Here is a 17,952-nt window from a genome sequence, read left to right on the forward strand (position 1 = left end):
TCTGATCTATTCTGAGAAGAAATTTCTTTTTTTCTGTCACCTTTTAAATCACAACCTTAATAAATGGAACCCGTATTAATTATTGGCTGATTCCCTTTTTCTGAAACCAGGGCAACCATTAAATTATTAACCATCTGAGCTTTCTTTTCTTCATCAAGCTCCACAATCCCCTCTTTGCTCAGCTGGACGATGGCCGACTTCACCATCGATACTGCCCCGTCAACGATAACCTTTCTTGCAGCAAGCACTGCTTTGGCCTGCTGTCTCTGAAGCATGGAGGCTGCAATTTCACTTGAATACGCCAAGTGCATAATCCTTGCTTCAATCACCTCTACACCTGCAACCTTTAGTCTTGCCTGGAGATCACGTGTCAGGTTTTCGGCTACCTCATCAGAGTGCTGTCTAAGAGATAGTTCAAAATCATTATTGACATTATCATATGGATATTGGCTTGCAATATGGCGGAGTCCGGTTTCACTTTGAGTATGGACAAAATCCCTATAGTTTTCCACATCAAAAACTGCTTTGGCAGAATCAAATACCTTATAAACAATTACAGCAGCAATTTCAATCGGATTTCCTTCCAAATCGTTCACTTTCAGTTTATCACTGTTAAAATTCAGCACTCTCAAAGAAACGTTTTTCCGTATTGTCAAAGGGATGGTCAGCCATAAGCCTTCTTTTTTTATCACTCCAAGATAATTCCCAAAAAGTGTAAAGACCTTAGACTGATTAGGCTGGATAACGGTGAATCCGGAAAGAACCAGTACGGTAAGGATCCCAAGTATTATAGCAGGTAAAACTAGTGCTGGAGTTTCATCTGAAAAAGCCAAACATATGAATGCGCATGTACCGAGAATAACAAGCAAAACGAGTCCCGCATAACCGCTCATTTTAAATACTTCTTTTTCTTTCATCTTGATTCCCCCAAATCGTTTATATGATATCATCATGATATCATTTTCCACAATTTCCCTCAAGAACTCCGAGGCATTTTTTACCGTACTTTTTTACCGTACTTCAGTTTTGCTGCATGCTGATTTTCGCGTAAAGTAAATGAAGCGTGTGTGAAAACCATAAAGTAAATACCTGCGTGAGGGAGATCTTCTGCAGGAGTCAAGCGTCTTGCATCCCATCAACAGAGTGGAGAAATCAACAAATGTACTTTCACAAAGCAAAAGAAACTAAGGAAGAAGATTACTCAGCTTTTTCCATATATTTTTCATTTGCATAAGCTGCTTTTTTGCTGTCCTTGCTTTCAAGAGCCCTGCTCCAGCCTGTTAAAATTACAGCTGCAACCACCATTAAGCCGCCAATCCAGCTAGTGTGAATCAATCCTATTGAATCAGTAATGATTCCTCCAAGATATGAGCCGATGGCGATGCCTGCATTAAAGGCAGCGATGTTTATTGCTGAGGCAACATCCACAGCCCCCGGCACGAAGCGCTCTGCCAGCATAACTGCATAGACCTGAAGGCCCGGGACATTCATGAAGGCAAATAAACCCATAACAATGATGGTAATAAGTCCAGCAATCTTAAATGGCGCAGTGAAGGTTAAAATGAATAACACGACTGCCTGGATTAAAAACATATAAAATAAAGCTTTGATTGGTTTATGGTTTGAAAGTTTGCCTCCAACCATGTTTCCAATTGCGATGGCAATTCCGTAAACAAGAAGAATTCCTGCAACCGTTCCTTGTTTGAATCCTGTAATATTTTGCAGCAAAGGAGACAGATAAGTGAACACTACAAATGTTCCTCCATATCCAAGGGCTGTAATGATAAACAATAGAAGCAATCGTCCATTTGTCACCAGTTTGAACTGATCACGGAAAGTGGACTTAGCCCCTTTCTTTAAGTCAGATGGAACTAAAATGCTGTTTGCTATCAGGGCAATGACTCCAATTACCACAATGATTATGAATGAATATCTCCAGCCAAATTGCTGTCCGATGAAAGTGCCGAGCGGAACACCCGTCACAGTAGCTACGGTCAAACCGGTAAACATGATGGAAATGGCACTGGCTCTTTTATTTTCTGGAACTAAATCAGCCGCGATTGTGGAACCTATGGACATGAATACACCATGTGAAAAGGCCGCAACGACCCTGGCAGTTAACAAAATTCCAATTGTCGAAGCACTGGCTGCAATGCTATTGCCAATAATGAATACAATCATGATCAGCAGCAATAATGTCTTTCTTGGCATATTTGAGGTCAATGAAGTCAAAACCGGTGCTCCAAAAGTAACCCCAAGTGCATATAAGGAAACCGTAAGACCCGCAGTCGTTACGGAAATGTGCATATCATTTGATATAAGCGGCAGAAGGCCAACAGAAATAAATTCCGTAGTCCCAATGGCAAAGGCGCTTACTGCGAGTGCCAATAATGCCAAGGTGCTTCTTTTTTTATCGTTAATCATTTATATCCCCCTAAAAAAATTGTTATAGTGTATGAAACATTGCTGCAAGCTAAAAGGAACGTTCATATGGACCTTTTAACCGGCAAATGTTATTATGCTCTATATCAACCATTATTAAAAGTACGCACTTTTAAGTGATATAGGCACTTTTTAGTACCTGTCTTTTTAGGAGGAATAAACATGCAAGCTAAGAAATATAATATATCCGTTGAAGCCACTCTTGAAGTAATCGGCGGGAAATGGAAATGTGTCATTCTTTGCCATCTGACTCATGGGAAAAAACGGACAAGCGAACTTAAGCGCCTGATGCCGAATATCACCCAAAAAATGCTGACGCAGCAGCTTCGTGAATTAGAGGATGATGGAGTGATCAACCGTATCATTTACCAGCAGATACCCCCTAAAGTGGAATATGAGCTGAGTGAATACGGATGGAGCCTAAAGGAAATTTTAGACTCTCTTTGCTTATGGGGTGAAAATCACATTACCAGAGTGTATGGAGATAAGTTTTCAGTACTTGAGGAAAGTGTTTTGAATGACCAGCTAAAATAATTTTATAAGCTCTATGCTGATCGGGCCTTGCCCAAATCACAGTACTATCAAACAGCCAATAAAAAAAATCCAGCTGAAAGAAGCTGGATTTCTTTTATTGTGAAATGATATTATCCCTTCCTGTTTCAATTTTCCATTCTTTCCTGATTCCAAAGAACATAGTTATTGTGCCGCAAACCACAAATATCGGCTCAAGCCAATTAGCTTCCGGTCCATTAGTGATTTGGTGCAGCCCGAAAAGCCAATGAAACACCACAATATCGAAGCTGAGAAAAAGACCAGCGGATACAAGGAAGCCGTGAAAAAAGGAACGGGAAAATACCCTCTTTATGAATATTGCCAATAAAATCAGGATCACGATACCTGTACCCACAGCACCTAACCTTCCCCCCATGGATTCCAGCTTAATACCCATTGCATGTGCATGAATACTGTGAAAAAACAGATTCATGGTTAAATAGCCTGCAACAAAGCCCAAAAACCTTTTTTTATTCAAATGGATTTCCTTCCTTACTCTATCTGAATTGATAAAAATACTGAATCTATTTTATCATAAGGCTATTTCCGTTTACAGTGCTGCTATAACAGTGTGGCTGATTTTTGCGCTCTGCCTGCGGGGTCTAGCTGTCCCGCAAATCCCGCACAGCAGGATCCGATCAATCCGATTCACCTAATCGACTGCCTTACAGAATCCATTAAAAAATATCAATCAATTAGAAAATAACTTATAAAACGCAGCAGTGTTATTAGTTTTAAAAATGATATTACCGTCTAATAGGACCTATTTTTTCTTAACCGTGTAATTGACTTCTCCTGCTTCTTTAACAAAGTGAAAACCCTGCTGAGGCTCGAACAGAAAGCTGAACTTTTCCCTGCTTCGTTTATTTAAATAATATTGAAGGTGGGCTGTGCGGGATACCCTTTCTTTAATGGTCTGTTCCTTCACATCCAGAATGACACTGTGTCCATATTTCAGCAAAATGAGTGTCCGCTTAGGAGAAAGCTTATTCACTTCGTCTATATGGTGGTGTGCAAGCCATACACAATCATCTCTTTTCATTGACACAGAAGGAAACCAATAGATATCCTGTTTCAAATTAATCGGAATCGGACTCATTTTAATGTTTCCCAAGATGGAATGCGAACTTTTAATGGCCCCAGACATACTGCTTCCGTAATAAATAATGCTTTCCTCAACAATTCGGTATGGCGGCATAGCCACATAAAAGATATGTTTCCCTTCCATAACTTTAGAATGCCAATTGCTTAAAGAGTCAAAATGTGAGGCAATTAAAATGGTATCTTCATTAATTACATAGTTAGGCAATAACAGCATAGCTTTGTCCCCTTTTCTCAAAACTCATTTATCAGGAAATCTGCATGACAAGCCGCTATGTTTTACCTTAATTTCCCATATAATATAACCTATTATACCTATTACTTATGTACTATGTAAATTGTTTTTTATAAATTCTGAAAAATACTTAAAATTTGTTTTCCCTTGGCGCCAGTATTGCAAAATAAGATTTCTAATTGGAACTCCCGATTTCTTCAGGAGTTCCTTTTCCATTTTACAGTTTTGCAAGCCTTTCAAAGGCATCTGCAAGCATGTGCCATCTATGATCCCTGATTACACTCAGCTGATCGAGTATTTCATTTTCCTGAAAATCTATATCTCTAACAAGCCGCGTCACTGTCTGGCCATCCCTCAGAAGCTCTACAACCTTAAACATCATTGAAATAAAAGCAGACTTAAAGGCAGCATATTGATTAGGGAACTTTGCTTCCATCTCCTTATATTGTGTTACAACATAGTGGATTTCAAGAAAATTCAGTCCCGGCCGCTGCTCTAGGGCTAGTGCCAGTACTTCAATTTCAGGTGACTTATTCATGAATTTATATAAATTGCCCATTGCCTCCCTGAAGTTTCCTGAAGAGGTTGGATGCTCCTGGTGATAACAAAATGCAGCGGGATCTACCCGGAATTTTGCTCCATTTTTAAACAGTCTGTATCCCAGCTCCCAATCTTCTGCACCATACCCTTGAAATGATTCATCAAAATAGCCTGTCTGGTTTAACATCGCTTTTTTCACACTAACATCACCTGTTAAAAAGGCTATATATGGCAGGGCGAAACCGTTAAGGTTTTCACCAAAATGTGAAAGACCGCTATTTAAAATACTTGTTAAATACCAATTGGGAAAAGATATATCATGAATTCTTCCCTCGTTGATATCCTCTTTGCCTGCCAGCGGAAAATAGGTTAATTCATTCCGGTATGTTGCCTTGTAATCGTAATAGCGGCCTGCAAAGTAGGCACTCCTAGGCAGGAATCCATCAATATGCGACCACTGGCTTTCGTTAAATAGAGGAGTCAAAAACGTGTAGACACCACGGTAATGCATAGCACCTGTAACGACTACATTGCTTTCATGAATATGGTGTTTATAATGTTCTTCAATGAAGTTTCTTTCTGTCAGCATTTCTGCATCCATAAAAATCACGACTTCACCTTCACTGTTTTCAATTCCCAGATTCCGGGCTCGTGAACGGCCCAAATTCGTATGTGGCCGGATATATTTAAACGTAAAATCAGAAACAAATTCATTCTTAAGGCGCGGTGTTTCATCTGTTGAACAATCGTCGATTAATATGACTTCAAATTGTGCCGGGTCAAAGGTTTGCCTTGTTAAGCAGTGAAGAGACAAACTCACATACTCATACTTATTATACGAAGGTATAACAACGCTCACCTTAATATTTTTATTTCCGCTAGCATGGTTAGCCGGAACAGCTTCCTGCCTTTCTTCTTGTTTTTCTACATATGCCGTTTGCTCCACAGGCATAACTATTAATTCTTCCTGTACAGACTCAAGCTTAGGTTCCATTTGCTCCTGCACGCGGACAGTCTCAGCAGCTTTTGGCTCAACATTCTCCTGCACGTGTACAATCTCAGCAGCTTTTGGCTCAATTATCTCCTGCGCGTGTACAACAAACTCAGCAGGTTTCGGCGGCACTCTCTCCTGCATGTGTATAGCTTCTGGCTTGTGGTGATGTGTTTCAGCGGTCCACACTTCCGTTTGAAGGGTTTTAGGAAATTCCTTTAATTCTTTCTGTAAATTCCGGAATAGCTTTTCCTGTTCTGCCAACCAGCTTGCCTTAAGTTCTGCCTGCTGCAGCTCCCTTAGTACATACTTGTCTTTAATCATCTCAGCCTTTTTTGTACTCTGCGGGCCTTTTACTAATTTACGGTAATTTTGATAAAAATCCCTTGCCATCCTTTTGCCTCCCTATATGTGCTTGTCTGCCAAAGTGAAATTCTTTATAGGTTATGACAAGCATGGCAAATGTGTCTGGACAAACTAACGTGTCATTTAGCTCATTTTTAATGATTGGCCAATTTTTCATTCTTTCATGCCGTTTCGGCTGTGAAGTTTATCTGACAAATATTATAAAAAGACTGTAAGAATTTGTCTGAAGTTAAAATTTTCAAAAAAAACAATTCTAGACGTTAATCATGTTATATTTCTCAAGGAGTTATTTACTGGAAAAAACCAAACGGAGGGCGATCATGGTTTTAGAAATTTTGATTCAGCATTTTATCTCTTATAAAAACCGAAAACCTCAACATGCCAATGAGCTTTTAGATTATATACAGGAAAAATATCTGCAAGGTGAACTATCCTTTACAAACTATAAAAACCTATTCGGCGAGCTGGAAAAACGAGGAGCAAAAAAACCTTTCCTGGCCGCTGAAAGGTCCTTTAGATGCGCCGATTCACCATGATGTTTTTGTTCTCTTATGAAATAATGGAGGAAAAAGCTGAACTCAGAATACTTTATAAGTGAATAGGGATAATTCCATAAAACAATAGAATATTCAATATCATAGGAGTACAACTGAGTTTTACATGATTTACTTGTCCGCCCATTAAAAAAAAACCTTCTGAACTGACGTCCAGAAGGTTTTTTTAATGAGCTGCCGTTATTTTTATTTCTCCATTTTCTTCGACTGCTTTAAAGTTTTTCACTTCAGGCTTTTCAAAGATAAAGTCTGCTATAGCATCCTCAAGCTGCTCCTGAATGACCCTTCGAAGCGGCCTTGCCCCAAAAGCAGGATGGTAGCCAAGGTCAGCAAGTTTATCCTTAGCTTCTTTTGTAACTTCCAGGGACAATCCCTGAACACGGATTGTTTCGTAAAGATCAGCAAGCATTAAATCTACAATCTGCAGCAAGTCTTCTTTTTCCAATGATGAAAATTCAATGATGCTATCGAATCTGTTCAGGAATTCCGGCTTAAAGAAATTGCCCAAAGATTGAAGGATGGTTGCTTCTTCAACGGCAGAGCTTGCGCCAAATCCCATGACCTTCGGCTTCTCTGCTGCACCTGCATTGCTAGTCATGATAATCACAGTATCTTTGAAATTAACAGTCCGACCTTGGGCGTCAGTCAAGCGGCCATCCTCAAGGATTTGCAGGAACATATGCATAACATCAGGATGGGCCTTCTCAATTTCATCCAGCAAGAGAATGCTGTAAGGTCTGCGGCGCACCTTTTCTGTTAACTGTCCAGCTTCCTCATGGCCGACATACCCAGGAGGTGAGCCGATCAATTTTGATACACTGTGTTTTTCCATGTACTCACTCATATCCAAGCGGATCATTGATTCTTTATCGCCAAATAATTCCGCGGCAAGAGTTTTAGATAATTCGGTTTTACCTACACCTGTTGGGCCTACAAACAGGAAGGAACCAATTGGACGGCTTTTTGATTTCAATCCGGCCCTGCTTCTGCGAATGGCTTTAGCTACCTTTTTAACTGCTTCTTTCTGTCCGATAACTTTCTTGCCAAGCTCTTCTTGAAGATGAATCATTCTTTCCTGTTCATCTTCCTGTAGTTTTCCGACAGGAATTCCTGTTTTTTGCTCGATGATTTTCTGGATATCTTCCACCGTTACCATCGGACGCTCTGCATTTGCTCCATTTTCAAGAAGCTGTTCGAGTTTCACTTCTTCAGAACGCAGTGCAGCTGCCCTTTCGTAGGCCTCCTCTTTAAGCGCCTGCTCTTTTTCTTTGTAAATTTCAGAAAGCCGCTCTTTTACATTTTCCTCCTGCCCGCTTTCGATGGTCAGGTTAAGTTTAGAACCTGCTTCATCAATCAAGTCGATCGCTTTATCTGGAAGGAACCGATCCTGGATATAGCGGTGTGAAAGCTCTACAGCTGCTTCAAGGGCTTCTGGGCTATATGAAACTTCATGAAATTTTTCATAATGCTCTTTTAAACCCTGCAGAATCATTAGCGCTTCTTTAGTTGAGGGCTCATCCACATGCACTGGCTGGAATCTCCGTTCCAGTGCTCCATCTTTTTCAATCTTTCTGTATTCTGCAAGAGTTGTGGCACCGACAAGCTGCAATTCTCCACGGGCAAGAGCAGGCTTTAGGATATTTCCCGCATCCATGGAGCCTTCAGCAGATCCTGCACCGACAAGCTGATGTATTTCATCGATGAACAAAATTACATTTTTGCGCTCCTGAAGCTCAGCGATCAGCTGTTTCATCCGCTCCTCAAATTGTCCGCGGATTCCTGTGTTGCTGACCAGCGAAGCTACATCAAGCATATAAACCAATTTTGAGCGCAGCTTAACTGGCACCTTACCTTCAGCAATTTTAAGCGCAAGTCCTTCTGCTATTGCGGTTTTACCTACACCTGGTTCACCAATCAGCACTGGGTTATTTTTATTTCTTCTATTTATTATTTCAATTACTCTGCTTACTTCTTTATCGCGGCCGATAACAGGATCAATCAATCCCGCTTTTGCAGCTGAAGTGAGGTTGCGGCCAAATTGATCCAGGAGGCCGCCGCCCTGCTGATCAGTTTGCCTTTGTTCTTGGCGTTTATCCGTGCTATTGGGGTTAAAAGGACTTTCTCCATTATTATTAGGGAAAAAGCTGCCAAAAGGAAATTGGCCCATATGAGGGTTCATTCCATTCATGGCTGCACCCAATTTATTTCGTTCTTCTTTATAGCAAACGGAGCACAAGTTTAATTCATGCGCCTGGCCGTTATAAGTCATTTTAACTGCAATGCTTGCTTGATTTTGATGGCATTTTTCACAAAACATAAAGTACTCCTCCTTAAGGTTCTTTTAAAATTTGATATAATCCTTTATCATTCAGCAAGGTTCATTTTTGACTTTGACTTTGACTTTCTTTGACCTTGTACATTTATTATACTCTGACCTTTTTTGACTTTCAACTATTTTGCTTCTGCTTTTAATCATTATAATAATGTAATGGTTATTTACCCATGACATTCTTTTTATAACCCTATAGCAAATTCTCCTCCTCTTCAAAAATTTTGCTCACATTTTTAAATGAAAACTTGCATCTCCAGCCGCAAAACTGCCCCTGGTGTCCGCCAGAGATGCAGCAAACAGTCATGCCGGCACAATTCAATCAGCATAGTGCAGAAATTTATGGGCTTTACGGGCCGTTATAAAAAGCGCCAGATTACAGAGCATCTGACGCCTTACTATTATCTGCTAATCGGGACATTCAGCGGACGGCCGTTTTTTTTCCCTCCATGCCTGCTTTTCAATCCCGGCTTTATGTTGCTTCAGGGCTTTTAATCAGTCTTCTAATTCTATAGATGCACCTTCCATATGGCTTTTTTCCATTAACTTGGACATTTTCCTATTTTCCTTGCTGTCAAATACAATAGAGAAATCATAATTTTCCGGATATAGCTCTTGAGCTGGAATATAAAGCTTCAGGCGCTTATGATTGATGCTATGTTTTTCACCTTTAACCAACACTGAAAAATTGCCTCTGATATCCGGTCCTTTCTCCACAATCCCAATCTCCCCCTGAGGTGAAATTTTTACATTATCCCCCATTTCGAACTGTATTGACTCTGTTATCCTCGGTTCTTTTCCTTTTTTTAAGCGGTCTGCATGCCTTCCAGCAAGCTGTTTGTCTAAAGAACGCGCTGGGGAATCTGATAGTCCTTTATAATCTTTGTCTTCTTGATATGTGATACGATGTGCTTTGGATATAAGCTCAGGATGCATGCCCAGCTTTAAAGCGATGGCAAAAGCCTGGCTTTCTCCTCCTTTTCCGATCAGCAGTTTATAAGTTGGCTTCAGCGACTTAAGGTCGAATTCCATCGATCCATTGATAAACCCTTCATGCTCTTCTGCGAATTGTTTGATTTCATTATAATGGGTAGTGGCAAGAAGGGATGCTCCTTTTTTATAAAGCTGTTCCAGTATCACAGCAGCGAGCCCCATTCCTTCTGCAGGATCCGTCCCCGAGCCCAATTCATCCAGAAGGACCAGTGTGCTGTCATTCGTTTCTTCAAGAATAGAAATAATATTTACAATATGCGAGCTAAAGGTACTTAAATTTTGTTCAAGGCTTTGGCCGTCACCTATATCTGCCAGAATTTTATCATAAACTGCAATGATACTGCCTTCTCTTACAGAAATATGAAAACCTGATTGAGCCATGGCTGTTAAAAGACCTACTGTTTTAATGGATACAGTTTTTCCTCCTGTATTTGGTCCAGTAATCACAAGGGCATGTTTGCCGCCTCCCATTTCCAGATTTAGCGGAACAGCTTTATCCCCTAATAGAGGATGTCTTGCTTCAACGAGTTTGATGCGGTGTGAATGATTGATTTCGGCGCTTCTTCCATTTATCGAAACACTGTATTTAGCCTTGGCAAATAGCACATCATAGTGGATCATGATTTCTGTGGCAAGAATGATTTTAGCTTCATTTCCCAATACAGTTTCTGTAAGCATCGCAAGAACTTTTTCTTCCTCCACTCCCTCCTGCACCCTAAGGAGCGTAATGGCATCCTGAAGCGCAGCAGCTTCTTCAGGTTCAATAAATAAAGTAGAGCCAGAGGCCGAAATATCAAGTATAGCTCCTCGAATTTTCCCTTTATATTCCTTTTTGACAGAAAGAACATAGCGCCCATTCCGTTCGCTCACAGTATAGTCTTGAAGCATGTTCTTATATTTCGAGGACTTCAGCATGTTCTGAAGTTTTTCTTTTAACCGCTCTTTGCTAATCGTGATTTGTTTCCTTACCCTGCCTAGCTCTTTAGATGCCGTGTCAGCGACCATCCCATTCCGGATGAAGCGGTATATTTCTCCAGCTAAATCACTAAGGTCCTCTAACGAATACACATAAGAAGAAACAATCGGTGCCATATACTCCTTATCTCTCATAAAGGCCTTCATTTTACTGCAGCTTTCCAGAAATAACAGCAGTTTAGCAAATTGTTCAGGACGAAGAATATTTCCGCCCTTGAGCAGCTTTAAAATTTGTTCCATACCATCCAATCCTGATAAAGGAACACTCGCACTTTTATTAATGATTACAGTTGCCTCATCAAGTTCTCCAAGCAGTGCCCGTATTCTTTTTACCTCACTTATTGGCTCTGTCGCGAGAATTTTTTGCTTTCCTGAGTCAGTAAGAGCGTATTCTGAAATTATGCCTTTAATACTGTCATAACCTAAAATTTTCAATGTTTGTTCGTTCAATTCTGCTTCCTCCTAATTTTTTTGACCGCAAAAAACCGCAATGAACAATTGTTCATTGCGGTCGGGCAGCAGCCAGGATCGTTTCTTCCTGCACTTTTATTGGATTCTGCTCAACAAAAAAACTGCGTGAAAACACACAGCAGCAGAATTCCATCTACCTTATGCCATGATAATGTTCTTAACCTTCATTCATCCCCCGCATACCTAAACAAGCCTTCCAATTTCTAAAAAATCGCGGCTTCACGGGAATGACCGTATGAAATTACGGATTAGTTAAGAACAGCACCCAACATAAAATAAACCCCTTTTCAGGAAAATATTTGTAAAACCTACACTAGTACAGTATATTCAATGCATAAGAAATTGTCAATGAAGACCAAGCGATGGAAGCCCTAAAAATAAAAATTATTATTGCAGTTCTATATGCATTCAGCTTTGCATATCTTTTTATGAATGCTGTTTCCCAATTGTTCCGGGTTAGAACTCATGATCAAAGGGGTGTTTTCCAGCGGAACTTTCTTTTTCCCCGGCATCGTGCTATCATTGATGAAAGTGAGGTGTGATTTTTGACAATTTATAAAGCGAAAAAAAGCAAGCTTAAAGAACTTTTGATTAAAAACAACACTGCACTTGATGAGCTGTCTGCTAAAACTGGTATTTCCAAAGCCCAGCTTACAGAATATCAAAGCAAACAAATTATGTCCGTTAACAACGCAATGACGATTTCTAAAGAGTTAAACTGCAGCATAGAGGATTTATATATCTGGAATACAAAAGAGTGATTTATTCACTCTTTTTGTTTTTTCCAAAGTGTCTGTATACATTTTTCGGTTACCATAACAGGAATGCCATTACTTAAACCATCCTTTTTCCTTAAAGCGGGTTATGGCTTCTATTCTGTTTGTAACTTCAAGCTTTTCAAGGATAGCCGAAATGTAATTGCGGACCGTGCCTGCTTTTATCGAAAGCTGATCGGCAATCTCCTTGGTATTTTTTCCGTCAGCAACAAGCCCTAAAACTTCTTTCTCCCGTTCAGTAAGCGGATTTTCCTCCCCGTATACATCATCCACTAGCTCCGGAGCATAAATTCTTCTGCCCTCCATGATTCGGCGGATGGATACGGCGAGCTCCTCGCTTGGGCTGTCTTTTAGCAGATATCCGCTGACACCTGCCTTTAAAGCGCGCTGAAAATAACCAGAGCGGGCGAAGGTGGTTAATATAATGACTTTAATCCCGCTGCCCTTAAGTTCCTCTGCAGCTTCCAGCCCGCTTTTCTCCGGCATCTCAATATCCATTATACATACATCAGGTTTTTGGGCGGCTGCCAGACATATGGCTTCTTTTCCATTTGATGCTTTTCCGACGACTTCCATATCTTCTTCAAGGTCAAGCAGCAAGCCGAGTGCACCCAGCATCATTCGCTGATCTTCAGCAAGTACAATCCGTATCATTAAGGTCTCTCCTTTTCCGCAGTTTTGACAATAGGCACTTTTATGATTAATGAAGTCCCATTTCCAGATAAGATCTGCAGTGTTCCATTGACAAACTCCAGTCTTTCTTTCATGCCAAGCAGGCCGTGGCCTTTGATAAAATCCGTCTCAGTTATAACAGAAGTTCCGTTATCATGCACAGTCACACAAACTTCATTCCCTTTTTGCACTGCATGGACGCTGCATTCCGTTGCACCACTGTGTTTAACCACGTTTGTGACGGCTTCCTTCAGACACATACTGACAATGTTTTCAATTAGCGGAGGGACATTTGACAGTTCAGCATCCTGTTTATATTGAAAGTCGATCTGGGCAGCATCCAGGATTTGATTCACGCGGATAATTTCTTCCTTTAATTTAATGCCCCGCATATGCGATACCAATTTTCTTACTTCATTTAAAGCGGTTCTTGCTGTCTGCTGCACATCCTTCAGTTCATTTTTCACTTGCTCAGGATCTTTATGAATTAATTTTCTTGCAAGATCACTTTTTAAACCGATCAAAGAAAGCTTTTGCCCCAATGTGTCATGTAGGTCCCTTGCAATTCTCTGCCTCTCTTCGAGGATAACCAGTTCCGAAATGCGTTTTTGGGCATCTACCAGTTTTTCTTCAAGCTCACCGCGTTCTTTTTTGTTGTATATCGTCAAAGGAATGAGAATTACACTGATCCAGGTAATGATGATAAATGGCAGCTGCATTAAAAATAGCTTATCCTGAAGGATCATATTATAGTTGATAGAAACGGATGTAGTGACCAGATGTAAGAAATACCAGGTGATAAACGCAGGCCGTTTTTTAATGTTTCCTATAAAATGCGCCAGGAAGAACGCAAAATACACATAATTAAATATGATTGTCAAGGCGAGGGAAATGCCTATCAAAATGGTGAGCCAAAAATAAACCTGCCACCCTTTTGAAAGAAACGCAATACGATATGAAATAAAAAATAGTAAAGTAAGGGAAATGCCCAGGATAATCTGGTGAATGGATGAAGCGGGGAAAATGAAATAAAAGGGCAATATGCTTAATACGCACCATATGTATGGTGAGACCCCTGAGTTTTTTTGTGTAATTGCTTCTCTAATTTTCATCGTATAACCCTCATTTGCTTAGGCTGTTTTCTTAAACTATGTTGTTATGGAACAAGGTGGCTGATTTCCTCTGGGCGGGCGGTGAACCTCCCGGCTGCGCATGCGGGGTCTCTTGGCCCAATCATCTAAGCAGGAGTACCGACCTTACAATCCAATCAGCCCGTCTTAAAAATAGGATCGCCTCACAGATTTATAAAACAACAATTTTTAAGAAAAAAGCCTATTCTTATAATCTCAAAGTTTCCGGGTATGTTTATATTACCACAACAAGGCACATCAGAACGAATACCCTTAAAGGAATATCCATCCCAATCTGCCTTTTGTAAACTCAATTCAAATCAGCTTTCCTGCTGATTATGCGGTTTGAAGCCTTTGTGTTCCTTCTTTTTTCATATGCTGCTTTGTATCCTACAAACTTTTTATCTTTTTCATCCCAAAGCCTGAAACGCAAAGATGTTAAACTTGTCATCAAAGTAATTGTTGGAACATTATGCAATGGCAGAGTATTCTCATGTACTGCTTCCAGTTTATAATTAGGCACCCTTGGACTTAAATGATGGACATGATGATAGCCTATATTGCCTGTCAGCCATTGCATGATTTTAGGGAGCCTGTAAAATGAACTTCCTTCAACTGCAGCCTTTACATAATCCCAATTTTCATCTTCTTCAAAGTAAGAATCTTCAAATTGGTGCTGAACATAAAACAGCCAAATTCCCATCGAACCAGAAATCAGAAAAATCGGTCCCTGCACCAAAAGAAACGCTTCCCACCCGAGTGCCCAGCAGAAAAATGCGACAGCCGATGCAATTAATACATTCGTTAAATAAGTATTCATTCGTTCTTTCATTCTTGCGCCTTTTCTGTTGAATCTGTTTTTTATAAGAAACTCATAAACAGGGCCAATGCCAAACATGATAAACGGGTTGCGGTAAATTCTATATGCAATACGCTTTGATAAGGGAGCAGCTGCATATTCATCAACAGTCAAAACCCAAATGTCTCCAGTCCCGCGTTTATCTAAGTTGCTGCTCGTGGCATGATGAACAGAGTGGCTGTGTTTCCACTGGTTATAAGGAAAAAGTGTCAATACTCCGGTTATGGTTCCCAAAATTTTATTATATTTTTTATTTTTAAAGAAAGATTGATGGCAGCAATCATGGAAAATAATGAAGATCCGCGTTAAAAATCCTGCTGCAGGAATAGAAATAATTAGTGTCAGCCAAAAAGATATGCTCAAGCTTTTGTATGCTAAAATCCATAAAACAAAAAATGGAACAAAGGTATTGATCATCTGCAAAACACTGTTTTTTATATCTGCTTTTTCATATGGAGCAATTTGCTTTCTTAAGTTTCTTTGCTTTTCTTTTATCATCTGCATATTCCTTCCTTATTCTCTCTAATGTTAGTATAAAGAAATAAAAAAGGCTTTTGCAGACATAGGTATCATGTCTAAACCATGATACTTGTCATGCTTATGGGCGGAAATTGCTGACTCGAATAGTCTTTGCTAAGAAAAAAACATATTGCCTATATGTGCTGCTGAGCGTTTGGTTTATCCCTTCTCGCTTTCTGCCAAAACCAGCATGGAGCTAAATTAAGCATTGAAACTTAACAGTGCAAAAAAAAGACTCTGAAGAATCAGAGTCTTTTTATATATGGTCTGTCTTATTATGCTTTTTGAACGTTAGTAGCTTGAGGTCCGCGTTGGCCTTGTTCTACTTCAAAAGTTACTGATTGGCCTTCGTCAAGAGACTTAAAGCCTTCGCTTTGGATAGCTGAAAAATGAACGAATACATCGTCTCCGTTTTCGCGTTCAATAAATCCAAAACCTTTTTCTGCATTAAACCATTTTACTTTACCTTGCTCCATTTGTGTTTCCTCCTCGTGCGCCAGGCACAATATAATACTATCCTTGCTCTGTTGGAACATCGAGACGTAAAGTTAACTTTTACTATCTAAAGTACCGAACAAAAATAATTCTTCTATAGAATAACAGATACCATATTAGAAAGCAAATAGATCATCAAGTTCTTCTGCTTATAAATCTGCGAGGATGCAATAGAGACCATACTAGAGGAAAATGGTAAGAAAAATTGAAAATACCATAGTCAGGACAATAAAAAACACAAAAAAATAGCCAATGATCCTGATGCCCTTTGGAAAGGACCCGATATCCATGCTGTCCCGTTTAAACGGCCCGCCAGCCGTTACTCTTTGATAATCTTCTATCGGCGTATAAATCTCATTTTCCTCCCCATGATAAAGTTTGTCATCAGGCTGTGTTTCATGAATTTCTTTCATTCCCTGCACCCTCCCTCTTTAGGAAATACGATGAAGTACCGGACGCTATACCTCATTTAATTGTAAAACCCCATCCTTCTAATTGCAAGGTAACTTGTAATGTTTTCCTTTTTTCACAGTATATATGATCTTCCTGTAACATGATTAGCTAGTTTTAAGGACTTCCTGATATCCACAAACAAAAAAAAGAACAAATACATGTGTATTTGCCCACCCATATCACAGCTCTACGATATTCAAAAATGCTGTAATTCACTATCATCGATTTTCCGCTGAAATTCGTTAATATGGCGCATCTTTTTTATTAGAAGGCTCGTTTCTTAAAGAATGCTGTTTTTTAATATGTTCTGCGAAGCAATTCCGTTGTTAAAACAGGTTGATAGGAGTGTAAGGGACGAGACTCCTGTGGGATTAGCGGTCGGTGAGACCCCGCAAGCTGATTGTGAAGCTCACCGCCCGCCCCGCAGAACGCGAGCATCCTGGAGCGGAAATCACCCCCTTGTTCCATAGCAGCAAAGTTTACGAAAACAGTCTATTAAAGAAGCAGTGAATGATTAAACAATAGCCTCACTCATCAGTAAATATCTTTCTAGTTTCTTTTTAACCCGCTGAAGCGCGTTATCTATAGATTTAACATGTTTATTCAGCTCCACTGAAATTTCCTGGTAGGTTTGGCCGTCCATATACAGCGACAGCGCCTTTCTTTCCAGATCACTCAGAAGCTCGCCCATCTTAAGCTGAATATCATCTGCTTTTTCACGATTAACAATCAGCTCAGCAGGATCACTTATTTTTGATCCGGATATTACATCCAATAATGTGTGATCCAGTTCATCTTCATAAATAGGCTTGTCCAGGGAAATGTAAGAGTTAAGAGGTGTATGCTTTTGACGTGTGGCTGTTTTAATGGCGGTTATGATTTGTCTTGTTATGCAAAGTTCGGCAAAGGCCCTGAAGGAGGTCAGCTTTTCTTCCTTAAAATCCCGAATGGCTTTATAAAGCCCGATCATGCCTTCCTGAAAGATATCCTCTTTATCTCCCCCAATCAGAAAGTAGCGGCTGGCTTTCGCTCGTACAAAATTTTTGTATCTCTGGATAAGCAGTTCCGTAGACTCTCCATCACCGCTATGAGCTCTGCCAACTAAAACTTCATCCTCTATCTTCAAGCCATTTTCAACTGGTTTTTCTATACAGAATATTTTCAACTTCTATCCCTCCGCCTCTTTTAATCGGGCTGCAAGCATAAAAAAATATCAAACGATTGTAACAAATATCCTGGCAGCTTTATTTGATGCAACCAAAGTGAAAGGTATGCAATGTTTATCTTTCTTTATAGTAACTGAGATAGTACCGCAAGAATATAAACAAATATCGACGATGAATTACAATCCCTGCATAAATCTTTAGGAAACCTCATTTTCTATTCTTTCTCCAAGGACATAGATGTCCAGATTGGCAAATCGCTGTCGATATCTCCCTATTTTTTTTTTGCATATTTGTGTTTCTATAGAGCTGTCTTGGGTAAAAGATTTTTTCTAA

General features: G+C 39.9%; 16 protein-coding genes. 3 read left to right on the forward strand and 13 right to left on the reverse strand.

The annotated features are described in order from the left end of the window. Positions 1 to 56: 56 nt before the first annotated feature. Together BIV59_RS01985 and BIV59_RS01990 are read right to left on the reverse strand one after the other, a co-directional pair. Entirely contained in the window at positions 57 to 917 is an 861-nt protein-coding gene (locus tag BIV59_RS01985) for an SPFH domain-containing protein (protein WP_071349763.1), read from the reverse strand. 280 nt (positions 918 to 1,197) lie between these two features. Next, positions 1,198 to 2,424 carry an MFS transporter gene (locus BIV59_RS01990; protein WP_071349764.1) on the reverse strand — a complete coding sequence of 409 codons (1,227 nt, stop codon included), beginning with the start codon at positions 2,422 to 2,424 and terminating at the stop codon, positions 1,198 to 1,200. 180 nt (positions 2,425 to 2,604) lie between these two features. On the opposite strand from BIV59_RS01990, the gene BIV59_RS01995 reads away from it, so the two are divergent. Further along, positions 2,605 to 2,976 (forward strand): winged helix-turn-helix transcriptional regulator, encoded by a 372-nt coding sequence (locus BIV59_RS01995; RefSeq protein ID WP_071349765.1) that lies wholly within the window; start codon positions 2,605 to 2,607, stop codon positions 2,974 to 2,976. 94 nt (positions 2,977 to 3,070) lie between these two features. Here BIV59_RS01995 and BIV59_RS02000 read toward each other — a convergent pair whose 3' ends face one another. From BIV59_RS02000 to BIV59_RS02010, 3 genes are all read right to left on the reverse strand, one after another. Beyond that, the gene (locus BIV59_RS02000) at positions 3,071 to 3,472 is read right to left on the reverse strand and encodes a DUF2243 domain-containing protein (RefSeq protein ID WP_071349766.1); all 402 of its coding nucleotides are present in this window, start codon (positions 3,470 to 3,472) and stop codon (positions 3,071 to 3,073) included. Between the two features lie 285 nt (positions 3,473 to 3,757). Further along, entirely contained in the window at positions 3,758 to 4,312 is a 555-nt protein-coding gene (locus BIV59_RS02005; RefSeq protein WP_071349767.1) for a competence protein ComK, read from the reverse strand. 235 nt (positions 4,313 to 4,547) lie between these two features. Next, positions 4,548 to 6,254: a glycosyltransferase family 2 protein gene (locus tag BIV59_RS02010; RefSeq protein WP_083392000.1), complete on the reverse strand. Its 1,707-nt coding sequence runs from the start codon at positions 6,252 to 6,254 to the stop codon at positions 4,548 to 4,550. Positions 6,255 to 6,547: 293 nt separating this feature from the next. On the opposite strand from BIV59_RS02010, the gene yppF reads away from it, so the two are divergent. Beyond that, the gene (gene yppF, locus BIV59_RS02015; protein WP_071349768.1) at positions 6,548 to 6,763 is read left to right on the forward strand and encodes a YppF family protein; all 216 of its coding nucleotides are present in this window, start codon (positions 6,548 to 6,550) and stop codon (positions 6,761 to 6,763) included. A 184-nt stretch (positions 6,764 to 6,947) separates the two neighbouring features. Here yppF and BIV59_RS02020 read toward each other — a convergent pair whose 3' ends face one another. Beyond that, positions 6,948 to 9,098, reverse strand: a complete 2,151-nt coding sequence (locus BIV59_RS02020; protein WP_071349769.1) for an ATP-dependent Clp protease ATP-binding subunit — start codon at positions 9,096 to 9,098, stop codon at positions 6,948 to 6,950. Between the two features lie 507 nt (positions 9,099 to 9,605). Beyond that, positions 9,606 to 11,528: an endonuclease MutS2 gene (locus BIV59_RS02025; RefSeq protein ID WP_071349770.1), complete on the reverse strand. Its 1,923-nt coding sequence runs from the start codon at positions 11,526 to 11,528 to the stop codon at positions 9,606 to 9,608. A 566-nt stretch (positions 11,529 to 12,094) separates the two neighbouring features. Between BIV59_RS02025 and BIV59_RS02035 the strand changes: the two genes are divergently transcribed. Next, positions 12,095 to 12,310, forward strand: a complete 216-nt coding sequence (locus BIV59_RS02035; protein ID WP_071349772.1) for a helix-turn-helix domain-containing protein — start codon at positions 12,095 to 12,097, stop codon at positions 12,308 to 12,310. 69 nt (positions 12,311 to 12,379) lie between these two features. On the opposite strand, the gene BIV59_RS02040 is transcribed toward BIV59_RS02035, so the two are convergent. From BIV59_RS02040 to sigH, 6 genes are all read right to left on the reverse strand, one after another. After that, entirely contained in the window at positions 12,380 to 12,979 is a 600-nt protein-coding gene (locus BIV59_RS02040; protein WP_071349773.1) for a response regulator transcription factor, read from the reverse strand. Then, positions 12,979 to 14,109: a sensor histidine kinase gene (locus tag BIV59_RS02045; RefSeq protein WP_071349774.1), complete on the reverse strand. Its 1,131-nt coding sequence runs from the start codon at positions 14,107 to 14,109 to the stop codon at positions 12,979 to 12,981. Before BIV59_RS02045 ends, BIV59_RS02040 begins: the two co-directional genes overlap by 1 nt. Positions 14,110 to 14,437: 328 nt before the next feature. Beyond that, positions 14,438 to 15,484, reverse strand: a complete 1,047-nt coding sequence (desA, locus tag BIV59_RS02055; protein ID WP_071349776.1) for a Delta(5) desaturase DesA — start codon at positions 15,482 to 15,484, stop codon at positions 14,438 to 14,440. Between the two features lie 296 nt (positions 15,485 to 15,780). Then, positions 15,781 to 15,981 carry a cold-shock protein gene (locus BIV59_RS02060; protein WP_071349777.1) on the reverse strand — a complete coding sequence of 67 codons (201 nt, stop codon included), beginning with the start codon at positions 15,979 to 15,981 and terminating at the stop codon, positions 15,781 to 15,783. 201 nt (positions 15,982 to 16,182) lie between these two features. Beyond that, positions 16,183 to 16,413: a hypothetical protein gene (locus BIV59_RS02065; protein WP_083392001.1), complete on the reverse strand. Its 231-nt coding sequence runs from the start codon at positions 16,411 to 16,413 to the stop codon at positions 16,183 to 16,185. A 554-nt stretch (positions 16,414 to 16,967) separates the two neighbouring features. Next, a complete protein-coding gene (gene sigH, locus BIV59_RS02070; protein WP_071349779.1) occupies positions 16,968 to 17,618 on the reverse strand; it encodes an RNA polymerase sporulation sigma factor SigH in 651 nt (216 codons plus the stop codon). Positions 17,619 to 17,952: the final 334 nt, after the last annotated feature.

It is taken from the genome of Bacillus sp. MUM 13 (assembly GCF_001866725.1).
GTDB lineage: Bacteria > Bacillota > Bacilli > Bacillales > DSM-1321 > Peribacillus.